This window comes from Streptomyces sp. NPDC025793, from assembly GCF_055558375.1.
In genome coordinates this window covers 170,414-185,159 of sequence record NZ_JBVHMR010000001.1, presented here as the reverse complement: position 1 = coordinate 185,159, position 14,746 = coordinate 170,414, and the positions used below count along the sequence as shown (strand labels likewise).

General features: G+C 72.4%; 16 protein-coding genes. 5 read left to right on the top strand and 11 right to left on the bottom strand.

Annotated features, from left to right (window positions below):
* Positions 1-37 precede the first annotated feature (37 nt).
* The gene (locus ACZ4MF_RS00910; RefSeq protein WP_467488553.1) at positions 38-1,048 is read left to right on the top strand and encodes an LLM class F420-dependent oxidoreductase; all 1,011 of its coding nucleotides are present in this window, start codon (positions 38-40) and stop codon (positions 1,046-1,048) included.
* 7 nt (positions 1,049-1,055) lie between these two features.
* Here the strand turns inward: ACZ4MF_RS00910 and ACZ4MF_RS00905 are convergent, their stop codons facing one another.
* The 4 genes from ACZ4MF_RS00905 to ACZ4MF_RS00890 all read right to left on the bottom strand — a co-directional run bounded on the left by ACZ4MF_RS00905 (position 1,056) and on the right by ACZ4MF_RS00890 (position 4,960).
* Positions 1,056-1,643, bottom strand: coding sequence for a hypothetical protein (locus tag ACZ4MF_RS00905; protein ID WP_467488551.1), 588 nt, complete (start codon positions 1,641-1,643; stop codon positions 1,056-1,058).
* 115 nt (positions 1,644-1,758) lie between these two features.
* On the bottom strand, positions 1,759-2,829 hold the full coding sequence (locus ACZ4MF_RS00900) for a prenyltransferase/squalene oxidase repeat-containing protein (protein WP_467488549.1): 1,071 nt from the start codon (positions 2,827-2,829) through the stop codon (positions 1,759-1,761).
* Positions 2,826-3,581, bottom strand: a complete 756-nt coding sequence (locus ACZ4MF_RS00895) for a class I SAM-dependent methyltransferase (RefSeq protein ID WP_467488547.1) — start codon at positions 3,579-3,581, stop codon at positions 2,826-2,828. The genes ACZ4MF_RS00900 and ACZ4MF_RS00895 overlap by 4 nt, the downstream gene beginning before the upstream one ends.
* Positions 3,575-4,960 carry a glycosyltransferase family 4 protein gene (locus ACZ4MF_RS00890; RefSeq protein ID WP_467488545.1) on the bottom strand — a complete coding sequence of 462 codons (1,386 nt, stop codon included), beginning with the start codon at positions 4,958-4,960 and terminating at the stop codon, positions 3,575-3,577. Before ACZ4MF_RS00890 ends, ACZ4MF_RS00895 begins: the two co-directional genes overlap by 7 nt.
* Positions 4,961-5,180: 220 nt before the next feature.
* Between ACZ4MF_RS00890 and ACZ4MF_RS00885 the strand changes: the two genes are divergently transcribed.
* Positions 5,181-5,822: a TetR family transcriptional regulator gene (locus ACZ4MF_RS00885; RefSeq protein ID WP_356030580.1), complete on the top strand. Its 642-nt coding sequence runs from the start codon at positions 5,181-5,183 to the stop codon at positions 5,820-5,822.
* Here the strand turns inward: ACZ4MF_RS00885 and ACZ4MF_RS00880 are convergent, their stop codons facing one another.
* The 4 genes from ACZ4MF_RS00880 to ACZ4MF_RS00865 form a co-directional block, all read right to left on the bottom strand.
* Positions 5,823-5,987: a hypothetical protein gene (locus tag ACZ4MF_RS00880; protein ID WP_467488543.1), complete on the bottom strand. Its 165-nt coding sequence runs from the start codon at positions 5,985-5,987 to the stop codon at positions 5,823-5,825.
* A gap of 70 nt (positions 5,988-6,057) precedes the next feature.
* Positions 6,058-7,512, bottom strand: a complete 1,455-nt coding sequence (gene tnpB, locus ACZ4MF_RS00875; protein ID WP_467488541.1) for an IS607 family element RNA-guided endonuclease TnpB — start codon at positions 7,510-7,512, stop codon at positions 6,058-6,060.
* A gap of 148 nt (positions 7,513-7,660) precedes the next feature.
* A complete protein-coding gene (locus ACZ4MF_RS00870) occupies positions 7,661-7,894 on the bottom strand; it encodes a ferredoxin (protein ID WP_467488539.1) in 234 nt (77 codons plus the stop codon).
* Between the two features lie 2 nt (positions 7,895-7,896).
* Positions 7,897-9,348, bottom strand: coding sequence for an aldehyde dehydrogenase (locus tag ACZ4MF_RS00865; RefSeq protein ID WP_467488537.1), 1,452 nt, complete (start codon positions 9,346-9,348; stop codon positions 7,897-7,899).
* A gap of 83 nt (positions 9,349-9,431) precedes the next feature.
* Between ACZ4MF_RS00865 and ACZ4MF_RS00860 the strand changes: the two genes are divergently transcribed.
* Both ACZ4MF_RS00860 and ACZ4MF_RS00855 read left to right on the top strand, forming a co-directional pair.
* On the top strand, positions 9,432-10,457 hold the full coding sequence (locus ACZ4MF_RS00860) for an MBL fold metallo-hydrolase (protein WP_467488535.1): 1,026 nt from the start codon (positions 9,432-9,434) through the stop codon (positions 10,455-10,457).
* Positions 10,458-10,503: 46 nt separating this feature from the next.
* On the top strand, positions 10,504-10,962 hold the full coding sequence (locus tag ACZ4MF_RS00855; protein ID WP_362822199.1) for a nuclear transport factor 2 family protein: 459 nt from the start codon (positions 10,504-10,506) through the stop codon (positions 10,960-10,962).
* On the opposite strand, the gene ACZ4MF_RS00850 is transcribed toward ACZ4MF_RS00855, so the two are convergent.
* Genes ACZ4MF_RS00850 through ACZ4MF_RS00840 form a run of 3 tightly spaced genes read right to left on the bottom strand, consistent with a single transcriptional unit; the run spans position 10,857 to position 13,446 of the window.
* Positions 10,857-12,206, bottom strand: coding sequence for an MAB_1171c family putative transporter (locus ACZ4MF_RS00850; protein ID WP_467488533.1), 1,350 nt, complete (start codon positions 12,204-12,206; stop codon positions 10,857-10,859). The genes ACZ4MF_RS00855 and ACZ4MF_RS00850 overlap by 106 nt on opposite strands.
* The gene (locus ACZ4MF_RS00845; RefSeq protein ID WP_467488531.1) at positions 12,206-12,814 is read right to left on the bottom strand and encodes a hypothetical protein; all 609 of its coding nucleotides are present in this window, start codon (positions 12,812-12,814) and stop codon (positions 12,206-12,208) included. The genes ACZ4MF_RS00850 and ACZ4MF_RS00845 overlap by 1 nt, the downstream gene beginning before the upstream one ends.
* A complete protein-coding gene (locus tag ACZ4MF_RS00840) occupies positions 12,811-13,446 on the bottom strand; it encodes an XRE family transcriptional regulator (RefSeq protein ID WP_467488529.1) in 636 nt (211 codons plus the stop codon). The genes ACZ4MF_RS00845 and ACZ4MF_RS00840 overlap by 4 nt, the downstream gene beginning before the upstream one ends.
* 290 nt (positions 13,447-13,736) lie before the next feature.
* Between ACZ4MF_RS00840 and ACZ4MF_RS00835 the strand changes: the two genes are divergently transcribed.
* A complete protein-coding gene (locus ACZ4MF_RS00835) occupies positions 13,737-14,612 on the top strand; it encodes an ATP-grasp domain-containing protein (RefSeq protein WP_467488527.1) in 876 nt (291 codons plus the stop codon).
* Positions 14,613-14,746 lie beyond the last annotated feature (134 nt).

The following is a 14,746-nucleotide window of genomic DNA, read 5'->3' as shown; positions in this document are numbered from 1 at the left end:
TGACACTATGTCAGAAACCTCGGGAAGCAGGTGGCGTATGCGGCTCGGCCTCGCACTCGGGTACTGGGGACGCGGTCCGGACGCCGGGCACGTGCCGCTGGCCGTCGAGGCGGAGCGGCTCGGGTACGACTCGGTGTGGACCGCGGAGTCGTGGGGATCCGATGCCTTCACACCGCTCACCTGGATCGCGGCGCGGACCTCGACGATCAGGCTGGGTACGGGAGTTGCCCAGATGGCCGCCCGCACACCGACCGCCACCGCCATGCACGCCCTCACCCTGGACCATCTCTCCGGCGGACGGATGATGCTCGGGCTCGGGCTGTCGGGGCCGCAGGTGGTGGAGGGGTGGTACGGCCGTCCGTTCCCGGCCTCGCCGCTGACCGCGACCCGGGAGTACGTGGACGTCGTACGGCAAGTCCTGCGCAGGGAGGGGCCCGTGGCGATGGACGGGCGGTTCCATCCGCTGCCGTACCGGGGCCCGGACGGCACCGGGCTCGGCCGGCCGCTGAAGTCGATCACGCATCCGCTCCGGCCCGGCCTGCCCGTCCTGCTCGGTGCCGAGGGGCCGAGGAACGTCGCCCAGACGATCCGGATCGCCGACGGGTGGCTGCCGCTGTACTGGGCGCCGAGCAGGCCCGAGGCGTACGGGGAGGCGGTGCGGAAGCTGCCCGAGGGGTTCATGGTGGCGCCGCTGGCCCAGGTGCGGGTCTGCGACGACGTGGCCGAGGGGCTGCTGCCCGTCAAGGCCATGCTCGGCTTCTACATCGGCGGGATGGGACACGCGGCCCGCAACTTCCACGCCGACCTGATGGCCCGCATGGGGTACGCGGAGCAGGCCCGGCGGATCCAGGAGCTGTTCCTGGCCGGGCGGCGCGAGGAGGCCGTACGCGCCGTGCCGGACGCCTTCGCCGACGAGATCTCGCTGGTCGGCCCGCGTGCGCGGATCGCCGAGCGGCTGGACGCGTGGCGGGCGGGCCCGGTGACGGACCTGCTGGCCGTGTCACCGGACCCGCACACGCTCAAGGTGCTGGCGGAACTGAACTCCTAGACATCGCCTAACCCTTGGTGAGCTGCGCGGCCGAGGGCACCTTGTTCTGGACCGGGGCGCCCGCGCTCGCGCCCGCGCCCTTGACCTTGTTGATCGTGTCGTTGAAGGAGCCGACCGCGCCGGCGTCGCCGTTCTTGAGCTTGGCCGGCAGGTTCTTCAGCGCGTCGATGCCCGAGGAGAGCGGCGCGAGCGCCTTGGCGAGCGCCGGGTCGCCCTGGGCGTTGCGCTCGGCGGCCTTGAGGCGGTTGTAGGTGAAGGCACCGGCCAGCGCGGCCTTCACCAGGGCCGACTTGCGGCCGTCGGCGCCCTTCTTGAACTTGCCCGCCTTCCAGGGCTTCACGATCCACTGGTAGGTCGCGCCGGCCGCGAGGCCCGCGTTCGCCACGAACCGGGTCTTGGCGAACTTCTGGCGTTCCGCCGAGGTGGTCGGGCTGGGCTTGGCGGCGGCGGGGACCGCCCGGACCGCCACGGTGTCCTTCGTGTCCTTCGTGTCCTTCGTACTGGTCATCTCGCCGGTTCCGCAGGCCGCGGAACCGGCCAGCAGGGCGGTGGAGAGCGTGAGCGCCACGACGTGGCGTCGGTTCGGTACGCGCACGGGGTCCTCCGGACGTTTTCCCCGAGTTTTCCGTTCCCTTGGCAGGGTGGCGCGGTTGGCCGGGGTGCGCCACTTGGGGGACTTCCGGTTGCGATCTCGTCCGCGGGCGCGGGGCTCAGTTACAGCAGTCCGGGTCCAGTCCCGCCGGCAGCTGCTCGCCCCCGAACACCGCGCACGTCGCCTCGTGGCCGCCCAGGGCCGCCACCGCGAGCAGCAGGGAGCCCGCCGTCCAGGCGGTCAGCTCGCGCGGCCAGATCGTGTCGTCGTCGAAGACGTAGCCGGTCCAGTACAGGCCGCTGTCGGGGTCGCGCAGGTGCTGGATGGACTGCAGGACGGTCAGGGCGCGGTCCGACTCCCCCACGGCCCACAGGGCGAGGGCGAGCTCGCTGGACTCGCCGCCGGTCACCCACGGGTTGGGGACCACGCAGCGCACGCCCAGGCCGGGGACGACGAAGCGGTCCCAGGACTCGGCGATGCGGGCCCTGGCCTCCTCGCCGGTGAGGGCGCCGCCGAGGACCGGGTAGTACCAGTCCATCGAGTAGCGGTCCTTGTCGAGGAAGCGCTCCGGGTGGCGGCGGATCGCGTGGCGCAGCGCGCCGGCCGCCAACTCCCAGTCCGGCTGCGGCTCTTCGCGCTGCTCGGCGATCGCGAGGGCGCAGCGCAGCGCGTGGTGGACGGAGGAGCTGCCGGTGAGCAGGGCGTCCGTGGCGGGCGTGCCGTCGTCGTCCTGCCGCCAGCCGATCTGGCCGCCGGGCCGCTGGAGCCGCAGGACCCATTCCACGGCCGCGTAGACGCTGGGCCACATGCGGTCCAGGAAGGTGTCGTCGCCGGTGGAGAGGTAGTGGTGCCAGACGCCGACGGCTATGTAGGCGACGAAGTTCGACTCGCGGCCGCGGTCGGTGACGTCGTCGTGGGCGCCGTCGGCGTAGGCGGCGTACCAGGAGCCGTCCTCGTTCTGGTGCCGGGCCAGCCAGGTGTACGCCCGCTCGGCGGCCGTGTGCTCGCCGGCCGCGTCCAGGGCCATCGCGGCCTCGGTGTGGTCCCAGGGGTCCAGGTGATGCCCGCGGAACCACGGGATCGCGCCGTCCTCCCGCTGTACGGCGAGGATGCCGCGGACGGTCGCGGCGGCCTGCCCGGCGGTGAGGACCCCGGGCAGGACGAGGTGTTCTGTCCGGGGGGTGGTCACTTGGCGGCCGCCTCGTGCGCACCCTCCGCGACGCGCGGCAGGTGCGGCTTGGTGGCGTAGACCACGAAGCTCTTGCCGATGACCGGGTTGAGCGCCTGCTCGGCGACCCGGGTGGCCAGCGGCTTCTTCATGATGTCCCAGACCAGCAGCTTGTGGTACGCCCGCACCGGCAGCGCCTTGTCGTTGTCGACGCCGAACGCGCACTTCAGCCACCAGTACGGCGAGTGCAGCGCGTGCGCGTGGTGGCTGCCGTACGGCCTGAGGCCGGCCTCGCGGACCTTCGCCGTCAGTTCGTCGGCCTTGTAGATGCGGATGTGGCCGCCCTCGACCTCGTGGTAGGCGTCGGACAGCGCCCAGCAGACCTTCTCGGGTCCGTAGCGGGGGACGGTGATGGCGATGCGGCCGCCCGGCCTGAGGACGCGGACCATCTCGGCGAGCACGCCCTTGTCGTCGGGGATGTGCTCCATCACCTCGGAGATGATGACGACGTCGAAGGACTCGTCGGGGAAGGGGAGTGAGAGGGCGTCGCCCTCCATCGCGGTGGCGGTGGCCCCCTCGGGCGCCTCGCCGGCCTCCTTCATCGCCGCGAACCACTTGGCGACCTCGCGGATCTCCTCGCCGTTCTGGTCCAGGGCCACGACCTGGGCGCCGCGCCGGTAGCACTCGAAGGCGTGCCGGCCGGCACCGCAGCCGAGGTCCAGGACACGGTCGCCCGGGGCGAGCGGGAACCGGGAGAAGTCGACGGTCAGCACGTGGCCCTGCTTTCGGTGTAGACGCCTGTTGCTGCGGCCGCGGGGCGGCTCTCGATGGGGGGCTTGCGGCGCAGGCCGCCGGTGCGTGCGATGGCCTCGCGGTAGCGGGTGACGGTCCCCTCGGCGGCCCGGGCCCAGGTGAAGCGCGCGAGCACTCGCTGCCGGCCGGCCCGGCCGAGCCGGGCGCGCAGCTCCGGGTCGCCGAGCAGCCGTACGAGCCCGGCGGCGAGCGCGCCCGCGTCGCCGGTCGGTACGGCCAGACAGGTATCGCCGTCGCGGCCGGCGACCTCGGGGATCGCGCCGCCGGTCGTGGCGAGCAGCGGGGTGCCGGTGGCCATGGCCTCGGCGGCGGGCAGCGAGAAGCCCTCGTAGAGCGAGGGCACGCAGGCGACCTCGGCGGAGCGGATCAGGTCGACGAGTTCGGCGTCGGAGATGCCCTTGACGAACTCGACGGCGCCGGCGAGGCCGTACCGCTCGACGGCCGCCGCCACCGGCCCCTCCTCGGGGCGCTTGCCGACGACGACGAGGTGGGCGGCCGGGTGCTCGGTGCGCACCTTGGCGAGCGCCTCCACGAGGAAGACCAGGCCCTTCAGCGGCACGTCGGCGCTGGAGGTGGTGACGATCCGGCCCGGTACCTCGGGCACGGCCGGATTCGGCGAGAACAGGTCGGTGTCGGCGCCGATGTGGACCACGTGGATACGGTCGTCGCGCACGCCGAGGTGGTCCACGATCTCCTGGCGGGAGGTGCCGGAGACGGTGAGGACGGAGGGCAGCCGGCGGGCGACGCGCTTCTGCATCCGGGTGAAGGCGTACCAGCGCCGGACCGAGTAGCGGCGCTGCCAGCCCTCGGCCGCGTCCAGCTCCAGCCGCCGGTCGACGGTGATGGGATGGTGGATGGTGGTGACGAGGGGCGCGCCGATGTCGCCCAACAGGCCGTATCCCAGGGTCTGGTTGTCGTGGACGACGTCGAACTCACCGCGCCGGGCCAGCAGATGGCGCCGGGCGCGCAGGGAGAACGTCAGCGGCTCGGGAAACCCGCCGGTCCACATGGTCGCGACTTCGAGTCCGTCGATCCAGTCCCGGTACTCGCCCCGCCCGGGGGTGCGGAAGGGGTCGGGCTGGCGGTACAGGTCGAGGCTCGGCAGCTCCGTGAGCGTGAGCCCCGGACACCCCTCGTCGAGGACCGGGTACGGCTGCGAGCCGATCACCTCGACCCGGTGTCCCAGGCGGGCCAGTTCGCGCGAGAGATGCCGTACGTAGACACCCTGGCCGCCGCAGAACGGGTTCCCTTTATAGGTGAGGAGCGCGATGTCGAGCGGTCGCCCGCCGTCGGCCGCAGGATCCTCCTGGACACCCGCGGCACGGGCCTCAGCGGTCACTCCGTGCCCCCTTCTGCCTGCGCTGTCCCGCGAGACTACGCCGGGACGCTAATCTAGAACAAGTTTCAGACTTGATCGTTCAAGAAGCTCTGAATCTACCGGCAGGTAAGGGAGCTGTGAGCGGTGGATCAGGTGATTCACGCCACGGCGGACCGCTCTGTCATGCTGTTTGATCACGTGCCCTACAGACGCCCTCACCGACTGTCACGGAGCGGGACCCATGCCTGCGGAATCCAAGCTGGAAGCGAGTACGGTCCGGCCCTCGTCGTCGGCCTCGTCGCCGCTCACCGAGCGGCAGGAGGCCCGCCGTCGCAGGATCCTGCACGCCAGCGCCCAGCTGGCCAGCCGGGGCGGTTTCGACGCCGTCCAGATGCGCGAGGTCGCCGAGTCCTCCCAGGTCGCCCTCGGCACCCTGTACCGCTACTTCCCCTCCAAGGTGCACCTGCTGGTCGCCACCATGCAGGACCAGCTGGAGCACATGCACGGCACGCTGCGCAAGAAGCCCCCGGCGGGCGACACGGCCGCCGAGCGCGTCGCGGAGACCCTGATGCGCGCCTTCCGCGCCCTGCAGCGCGAGCCGCACCTCGCCGACGCGATGGTCCGGGCCCTCACCTTCGCCGACCGCAGCGTCTCCCCCGAGGTCGACCAGGTCTCCCGCCAGACGACGGTGATCATCCTGGACGCGATGGGCCTGGAGCACCCCACCCCCGAGCAGCTCTCGGCGGTGCGCGTCATCGAACACACCTGGCACTCGGCCCTCATCACCTGGCTGTCGGGCCGTGCCTCCATCGCCCAGGTGAAGATCGACATCGAGACGGTGTGCCGCCTGATCGACCTGACGGAGCCGGGCGGGCATTCCTGATCACCGCCGCGTCCAGTGCCGCAGCGCGTCCAGGAGCCGGCCGAGCACCGTGAGCGCCGCGGCACGGCGGGCGGGCTTGCGCGACCACACGGCGGGCAGGACGACTCCGCCGTAGAGGGCGAGGAAGACGAGGGCGGCGAGGAGCACGGGCGGCTGGACGTTCATGGCGTTCCGCTACCAAGAGCCTCAACGGCCCTCAGTAATCCGGACATTACGGCCCGGATGGTCCGTCACATCACCAAAGCGTGAGGGCTTCGGTTTGAGTACGGTCTCTCGCTTCCTCCCGCCGCTGGAGCGGCAGGGTCGCGCCACCTGCCCGCCCCGGCCCCGCCTTGCGACTGGGTCGGGTGGCGCGGGTCTTACGGTCGGCTCCACGAGGCTTCGACACCGATCGGGTGTCCAGGTCTCCGGCCACTCCGGTACCTGTTGTCGCAGCCGCCACGAGGGCGACAAGGTTGTGAGCTGCGTTCTCGTCCCGGTCCATCACGAGTCGGCACTCGTCGCAGTCGAAGACTCGGACATGCAGCGGCAGCTTGGCTTTCACCGCACCGCAGTTCGAGCAGGTCTTGGAGGAGGGATACCAGCGGCCGGCCACGACGGTGCGGGTGGCGTTGCGCTGACCCTTGTAGGTGAGCTGGCGGCGGATCTCGCCGAACCCGGCGTCGGCAATCTTTCGCGCGAGACGCCGGTTCTTGAGCATCCCGGCGACGTTGAGGTCTTCCACCACGACGGTGCCGTACTCGGCCCGGATGCGGGTCGTGAGCTTGTGCAGGACGTCACTTCGCTGGTTCGCCGCCCGGTGGTACACCCTGTTGCGCTCAGCATTGGCCTTCTCCCACCGCTTCGAGGGCTTCCGCCCCGTACGCCGGTCGGGCCCCTGCCTTCGGGAGACGCGGCGCGAGTGCCGACGCAGCAGCTTCAGGGAACCATCCAGGCACTTCGGGTTGGGCTCGTAGCGGATCTCCCCCGTGCTGTCGGCCATCACCGCCAGGTGCTTCACACCAAGGTCGATGCCGACCGCCACATCAGGGCGGGCGACGCGGACCAGATCCCGTGTCACCTCAACCTGAAAGGACACGAACCAGCGCCCGCGCTCATGCCGCACAGTCGCCGACAGGATACGCGCGGTCCCTGCCGCGAGGCGGTCACGCAGGTTATCGGCGCGTTCGTGCACGCGGATCGTGCCCAGCCGGGGCAGCGTAACGTGACGGCCGTCGGCCTCGACGCGGAGGGTGCCGGTGGTGAACCGGCAGGACAGGCGCGCCTTCCGCTTCGGCTTGTGCCGGGGCGCACTCATCTTGCGGCCCTTGCGCTTGCCGTTCCTGGACTCGGCGTAGTTGTCGAACGCGGCGGCGGCATTGGCCAGACCGGTGCTGTAGGCCTCCTTGGAGTTCTCCTCCCACCATCCGGCGAAGCGCGGGTCAGTGATCTTGACCCGGTTGAACTCCTTGCGCAGCGCGGGCAGCGACCACGCCCGCCACGGCGTCAGCTCTTCCTCGCCGATGCCGTAGGAAGCCTCGGCCCTGCGCTGCCACCACGAGGCGGTCACCCACGACACCGCCCAGTTGTAGACGGCACGTGCCGCACCGCAGTGCGACCTGAGCGCCCGCTCCTGCCCGGAGTTCGGGTCAAGTGCGAACCGGTACGCCTGCACCACGCAGCCGGGCCGCGGCCGGAACTTCCCGCCCACTCGGCAACCTCCCCCCGTTCGCAGATCCCCTCGCCGTAGTCAACGAGCATCGCCCCAAGAGGTCACGCATTCGATGTGGGAACTCTCGTTCCTGACAAGGAGGCAGAACTCCCGGCCGATACCGGGCAAGACACGCCAGGACGCGCCCTCACTCCTCCGCCGGAAAAATCCCCTCCCCACTTCCCGCCAGCGTGATCGCAATCGCCTCCACCGGACAGCTCTCGGCCGCCTCCAGGACGGACTCCGTCGCGTCCGTGTCCGGGGCGATCGGGTGGGACTGACGGGCGGAGTCGAGGCGGAAGGCGTCGGGGGCGTGGTGGAGGCACTGGGCCGAGCCGATGCACACCGAACGGTCGACCTCGACGTGCCAGCGGTCGCCCATGCTCACGCCCCTGCCGGAAGGTGGATCATCTTGTGTTCGAGGTACTCGCCGTACCCCTCCGGGCCGAACTCCCGCCCCAAACCGGAGTTCTTGTAGCCGCCGAACGGGCCGAGCATGTCCAGGCTGAAGGTGTTGACCGAGTAGGTGCCGGTGCGGACCCGGCGGGCGACCTCGATGCCGTGCTCGACGTCGGCCGTCCACACACTGCCCGACAGACCGTAGTCCGAGTCGTTGGCGATCTTCACGGCCTCGTCCTCGTCGCCGTACGGGAGCAGGCAGATCACCGGGCCGAAGATCTCCTCGCGGGCGATCCGCATGCCGTTGTGGACGTCGCCGAAGAGGGTCGGTTCGACGTACCAGCCGCGCTCCAGGCCCGCCGGGCGGCCGCCGCCGGTGAGGATCTTGGCGCCTTCTTCCTGGCCGATCCGGATGTAGTCGAGGTTGCGCTGCTGCTGGCGGCGGGCGACCAGCGGGCCGACCTGGGTCGCCGGGTCCAGCGGGTCGCCGACCCTGAGCGCGCTCGCCGCGGCCGCGAAGGCGTCGGCGTACTCGTCGTAGCGGGTGCGCGGGACGAGGATGCGGGTCTGGGCGACGCACGCCTGCCCGTTGTTCATCCAGGCGGCCGGGACGATGCCGGCGACCGCCGTCGCCACGTCCGCGTCGGGCAGCACGACCGCCGCCGACTTGCCGCCCAACTCCAGTGTGACCCGGGCCAGATGGCGGGCGGCGACCTCCATCACGCGCTTGCCGGCCGCGACCGAGCCGGTGAAGGAGACCTTGTCGATGCCGGGGTGCCCGACCAGGTACTCGCTGACCTCCCGGTCTGCGGGGAGGACCGAGAGCACCCCCTCGGGAAGACCGGCGTCGCGGGCGATCCCGGCCAGCAGGTAGGCGTCCAGCGGGGACTCCGGGGACGGCTTCAGCACGACCGTGCACCCGGCCAGCAGCGCGGGCGCGAGCTTGGCGGCGGCGACGAACTGGGGGACGTTCCACGGGACCACGGCCGCGACCACCCCGACCGGCTCCCGCCGGACGAGGATCGGCCCGAGGACGCCGTCGCGCCGCTCCTCGTACACATATCCCTGCGCGACCCTGATCGCCGCGTCCCACACCATCATCGCGCCGAGCGCCTGGGCGAGGACGCTCCAGGAGTACGGCGAGCCGTTCTCCGAGGAGATCACCCGGGCGATCTCCTCGTGCCGGGCGGCGATGCCGTCCTTGATGCGGGTGACGACCTCGATCCGCTCCTCCTGTGTCGCCCGCGGCCAGGGCCCCTCGTCGAAGGCGCGGCGCGCCACGGCCACCGCATGGTCGACGTCCGCCCGCGAGGCGTGCGGCACCCGGCCGATGACCTCCTCGGTGTGCGGCGAGATCACCTCGATGACGTCCTTGCCCGCGGGGTCGGTCAACTCCCCGCCGATGAACAGCTGTCCGTGTTCCATGAGCTCGGTCATGGCCGCCGCCACCTTTCTGACGCTGTTTCAGAACTGATATCAGTTCTAGTTATAGTGAGCAATGGCGGTGGGGCGGAGGACAGATGGCGACGACGTTCGATCACGGCGGGGGCGTACGGTCCGTTGCGGTGCCGATCCCGGACAACCCCCTCGGACACACGCTGGTGTACGTCGTGGAGAGCGACCGGGGGCCGGTGCTGGTGGACACCGGGTGGGACGATCCCGGTTCCTGGGACACCCTCGTGGCGGGGCTCGCGGCGTGCGGCACGGCGGTGGGCGAGGTGTACGGCGTCGTCGTCACCCACCATCACCCGGACCACCACGGGCTGTCCGCGCGGGTGCGTGAGGCCTCCGGTGCCTGGGTGGCGCTGCATCCGGCCGACGCGGCGATCGTGCGCAGGACGCGGGAGACGCCGCCCGAGCGGTGGTACACGTACATGGCGGCCAAGCTGACGGCGGCCGGGGCGCCCGAAGCGCACGTGGCTCCCCTGCGCACCCCGCGCCCGCGGACCCTGCCCGGCCTCTCCCCCGCCCTCCCGGACCGGGAGATCGTCCCGGGCGAACTCCTCGACCTGCCCGGCCGCCGGCTGCGCGCGATCTGGACGCCGGGGCACACGCCGGGGCATGTGTGCCTGCATCTGGAAGAGGAGCATCCGGCCCGACTCGCCGGTCACGGGCGGCTGTTCAGCGGAGATCACCTGCTCCCGGGGATCACCCCGCACATCGGCCTGTACGAGGACCCCGACGACACGACCGTCACCGACCCCCTCGGCGACTACCTCGACTCCCTGGAGCGGATCGGCCGGCTCGCCCCCGCCGAGGTCCTCCCCGCACACGAGCACACCTTCACCGACGCGCCGGGCCGGGTACGCAAGTTGCTCGATCACCACGAGGAACGGCTGGCCGGCCTGCTCGCCCTGCTCGCCGAGCCGCTCACCGCCTGGCAGCTCGCCACGCGGATGGAGTGGAACCGCCCGTGGGAGCAGATCCCGTACGGCTCCAGGAACATCGCCGTCTCGGAGGCCGAGGCCCATCTGCGCCGGCTCGTGAAACAGGGCCGGGCGGAGGCGGTGACGGGGAGCGAGCCGGTGGCGTACACGGCGGTGTGACCGGCGGTCGGCTCACCTCGGGCGCGGCTTTCCTGTAGACAGCCTCATGGAACCTTTGGAGCTTCTGCTCGCCGAGCGCGCCTGCGAGCGCCTGATCACCGACTTCGTCCACCGCCTCGACCTCGGCGAACCGGCCGGCGTGGCCGGGCTGTTCACCGAGGACGGCGTCTGGGAGTGGCCCCCGCCGGGGGACGGACGGCGGGTGGCGGGGCGGGAGGCGCTGCGGGAGTACTTCGGCTCCCGGCCCGCCGACCGGCTCTCGCGCCGGTTCATGTCCAACGTCCTCGTCACCGTGACCGGGCCGGACACCGCCACCGCCGTCTCGTACTTCGCGACCTACCGCGTCGACGGGTACGGCGGAGGCATGGTGCCCGCCGGTCCGCCCGTCCAGGTCGGGACCTACGAGGACTCGTTCCGCCGGGTCGACGGCCGGTGGCTGCTGGTCCGCCGGGTGCTGCGGCTGCCCTTCGCGGGGCCGACTCCCCAGGCCGGCACGGCTGGTTGAGGCCTGCCGCCGTGCGTGAGACCCTCCGTGGCGGCCGTCTGCCGGCGGAAGCTTTCGACGACCGGCGTGTGGAGTCGCAGCGCGTGCGCGATGGACTCCAGCTCGCTGTCGGACAGGCCCGCCGCGGCGCCGGGCCGGCCCGCGTGGTCCACGTGTTCCTCGTGGGCGGCGGCGGGCGGTTCACCCCCGCCGGCCGGGGCGTGCAGCACGTCGGCCGCGATCAGGATGTCCACCGCGCCGGCGATGCCCCGCGCCTCGTCGTCCGGGTGGCCGGCGGACCGGGCCGTCGTACGGATCCGTTCGCGGCGGGCGCGGCTGAGGTGCGGGGCCAGTTTGAGCAGGCCGTCGTTGATGGCGGCCCGGCGCAGTTCGAGGCGCAGGGCGGCGCCGCTGACCCGGCCGGTCGCGGGGGCCGCCGGCGCGGCGACCGTCAGCATGGTCTGCCACAGCGGCCGCAGCAGCCGGTGGGTGCGCACCAGCCGGCGGCGCTCCTCGACCGCCGGTCCGGCCTGCCCGGCGATGAATCCGGTGGCGACCAGCAGCGCCTCGGCCATGGCGAACGGCGGGGCGGCGTACGTCGACAGCCAGTCCCAGTCACGGCCGCTCCAACGGGCGCTGACGGCGGCGAGCTTGGCGACGTCGAAGACGAGCCCGAGGGCGTAGGCGACCTGGAGGAAGATGACGGCCCGGCGCAGCCAGGTGTCCTCGACCTCCTTGTACCAGGCCCACAGCATGCGGGCCGCGACCAGGGCGGAGACGAGGTGCGCGGCCAGGTACAGCATCCCGAACTCGCGCATCCAGGGCGTGTCGGCGTAGTAGGTGTCGAGGTCGCGCAGCCGCTCCACGTGGTGGTCGCCGAGCGAGAACGTCGTCCACAGTCCCGCGATGATGGCCGTGTACGCGATCCACACCAGCCGGGTGCGCCGGCGGCGCGCGGCGGAGGGGGGTTCGCGCCAGGTGATGATGAGCCACAGGCAGGCGCCGCAGTAGGCGGTGAGGAGTGAATACACCCACACGCCCGCGAAGTTGGGGATGCCGGTGAACGCGTTGAGGCGGTGCAGGTTGGCCGGCGGCAGCGAGGCGAAGACGACCGCGCCGATGCCGAGCAGCAGCGCGGTGGCCCGCAGGATGGGGTCCTCCTGCCAGGCGCGGCGCAGCAGCGGGAGTTTGATGACGAACGCCACGGCGAGCAGGGCACCGGGGACCGCGTAGGCGGCGACGGTGCCGGAGACGTCCCAGCGCATCAGGGTCCGCCGATGTTGCCCAGGGAGGACGACAGGCGGCCGGTGAGGGTGTCCTGGGTGCTGCGGCCGGCGGCCGCGCCGGGCCCGACGACCCTGGGGAACTTCGCGGCGAGGCGCAGCCCGCACTCCTCGGCCTCCCACTCGGCCGCGGCGGCGGCAGCGGCGGCCGGGCACCGGGTGGCCATGGCGACGACCTGCCCCCAGGGGATGTCGTCGTCTGCGGTGCGCCCGGCGTCCCCGGTGTCACCGGCGTACCGGGACAGCAGGCGGCGGGCGGCGGCGGGCGGTCCGGCCGGGTGGTGCACGTCGAGGGTGCCGTAGTGGATGTGGCCGATCTCGTGCCCGGCGATGACGAACTTGTGCGGGTCGGGGGCGCGGCTCTCGACGACGACGATGTACCGCTCGTCCATCGCGAGCGTGATCCCGGAGACGTCCAGCCCGGGCGGGAAGGTGACGAACTTCAGCCGGACCGGGCGGTCCACCTGCGGGCTGAGCGTGTCGCACAGCGCGTGCAGGAAGGCCTCGGCACCGGTCGGCGCGGTGAGGGTACGGGCCGTGTCGCGCACCAGCCGGTCGAGGAAGCGCTTCGGTGACCTGGAAGGCTTCACCGGCTTGCGTTCCCCGCCCGGTCCGAGGAAGCCCGGTCCGAGGAAGCCCGGTCCGAGGAGACCCGTTCCGAGAGGACGATCATCTCGGCGAGGTCGGCGAGCGTGGCGAGCTGGCGGGCGTTCATCTGCGGGGCCCGCGCGGCGAGCCGGACCAGGCCGCTCTCGCGCAGCCGCAACAGCGGGTCCGCCTCGGCCTCCAGGCCCTGGAGCACCGGCTGTAACGCCTCGTGCAGCGCCTCCGGTTCGTCGGCCGTGAAGAAGCCGGCCGGCAGCCCGAAGAACCTGCGCAGCCGGTCGGTGTGCTCCAGGCTCGGCAGCCCGCTCTTGCGCCACTCGCTCAGCCACTGCCGGCTGGTGCCGGCGATCCTGGCCAGCTCGTCCAGCGAGTACCGTTTGCCGTCGGGTCGGCGCCGGGTCTCGCGGATGAAGTCCAGCCGCTGGCGCACGCGTTGGGCCAGCCCGGCCTCGGGCGCCCGGCCGCCGGCGAGCAGCTCCACGACGGTGCCGACGGGGATGCCGGTGCGATGGGAGAGGCCGGCCACGTCGAGGGTCTCCGGAAGCCGGCCGGGCCGGCCGGTCAACTCCCCGAGTCTGGCCAGAACTTCGGCCAGCGAGGTGTAGGCGTCACTCACCGAGGCCCCCCTGAGCATGTGGCGTCCGTCCCTCGACCGGGCGACGGGACGAGAGGCGAGGGTACCCGGTCGTCCGTTCGCCGACCAGATCTGACAAGGCTCCCTGCCCAACGAGGCAGGAATAGTTGACAGTTGAGCGTGCGGTGGGTGAGGATCACGACACAGAGAGCAAGATTTCGACCCGCCCCGGGTGCCGCACACGGGGGGAGCGGCACCCGGGGTGTTCCGCTGCCCGTTCGACCGTCCCGCCTCGCCGTCCGCCCTGCCTCTCCCGCAAAGGTGATGCGCCGATGCCGCAGCCCGTCCTTCTGCTCGGGGCCGGCCCCGCCGCGTACGGGGTCCCGCTGGAGCGGATCGCCGAGGCCCGCCCCGTGATCCTGGTCGACACCGCCGTACCCGGCTGGGCGCGGCCCTTCCTGTCCGGCCATCTCCCGGCCGACCCCACGCACGAGGCGGAGACGGCCGGTGCGCTCGCCCGGTACGCGGACCGGCATCCGGTCGCGGGCGTGCTGACCTGGACCAGGGAGCATCTGCGCACCGCCGCGCGGATCACCGGGCATCTGGGGCTGCCCGGCCTGTCGTACGAGACGGCCGGGGCCTGCACCGACCCCGTGACGTCCACGGCACTGCTCGCCCGGCACCGCCTGGCCCCGGACGGGCCCGGTGACCTCGACGGCCCGCTGGTGTCCGCGGAAACGGTGGTCCTGGACGACGAGGTCCGCATCGCCGCGCTCACCCGCACCACCCCGGGGGCGCCGGGGGACCTGCCGCTGCGGCACTCGGTCCACGCCCACGACGGCCTGCTGCACAACCGCTTCCTGCGGCAGACGGTCGAGCGGGCGGTGCGGGCGCTGGGCCTCACGCACACCGTGGCGCACGTGCGGCTGCGGCTGACCGGCCGGGGCCCCCGGGTGACCGGGGTCGCGCCGTTCCTTCCGGGCGACCTCATTCCCTGGCTGGTGGAGCGGGCCACCGGGGTGGATCTGGCCGGGGTGGCGCTGGCGATGGCGTGCGGGACACGGGTGGACGCCACGCCGAGCCGGCAGCGGGCCGCCGCGATCCGCTTCGCGGAGTCGGCGGACGGCGCGTGTCTGCCGACCCGGGTGTACTGGGTGGCGGAGGGGGAGGACGCGGCGGAGTGCGACCGGGCGCTCGGTGCCGCCTGACGGCATCACCGGTTCAGGGGCCCACCCCCGCCGACGTCGCACCCGGATCGCCGTGACCCCGGTCACCGCCGCCCTGTGCCCACGGCCACCCCCCCGCTCGCGCACGCCTGCCGGTAAAGTGGCGGGGTCGTCAT

What these genes read in the sequence shown, in the direction of transcription:
- ACZ4MF_RS00860 (WP_467488535.1), top strand. Translation starts at nt 9,432, where the DNA reads ATGGCGACGACGTTCGATCACGGCGGGGGCGTACGGTCCGTTGCGGTG.
- ACZ4MF_RS00865 (WP_467488537.1), bottom strand. Translation starts at nt 9,348, where the DNA reads ATGACCGAGCTCATGGAACACGGACAGCTGTTCATCGGCGGGGAGTTG.
- ACZ4MF_RS00885 (WP_356030580.1), top strand. Translation starts at nt 5,181, where the DNA reads ATGCCTGCGGAATCCAAGCTGGAAGCGAGTACGGTCCGGCCCTCGTCG.
- ACZ4MF_RS00880 (WP_467488543.1), bottom strand. Translation starts at nt 5,987, where the DNA reads ATGAACGTCCAGCCGCCCGTGCTCCTCGCCGCCCTCGTCTTCCTCGCC.
- ACZ4MF_RS00835 (WP_467488527.1), top strand. Translation starts at nt 13,737, where the DNA reads ATGCCGCAGCCCGTCCTTCTGCTCGGGGCCGGCCCCGCCGCGTACGGG.
- ACZ4MF_RS00910 (WP_467488553.1), top strand. Translation starts at nt 38, where the DNA reads ATGCGGCTCGGCCTCGCACTCGGGTACTGGGGACGCGGTCCGGACGCC.
- ACZ4MF_RS00870 (WP_467488539.1), bottom strand. Translation starts at nt 7,894, where the DNA reads ATGGGCGACCGCTGGCACGTCGAGGTCGACCGTTCGGTGTGCATCGGC.
- ACZ4MF_RS00850 (WP_467488533.1), bottom strand. Translation starts at nt 12,206, where the DNA reads ATGCGCTGGGACGTCTCCGGCACCGTCGCCGCCTACGCGGTCCCCGGT.
- ACZ4MF_RS00855 (WP_362822199.1), top strand. Translation starts at nt 10,504, where the DNA reads ATGGAACCTTTGGAGCTTCTGCTCGCCGAGCGCGCCTGCGAGCGCCTG.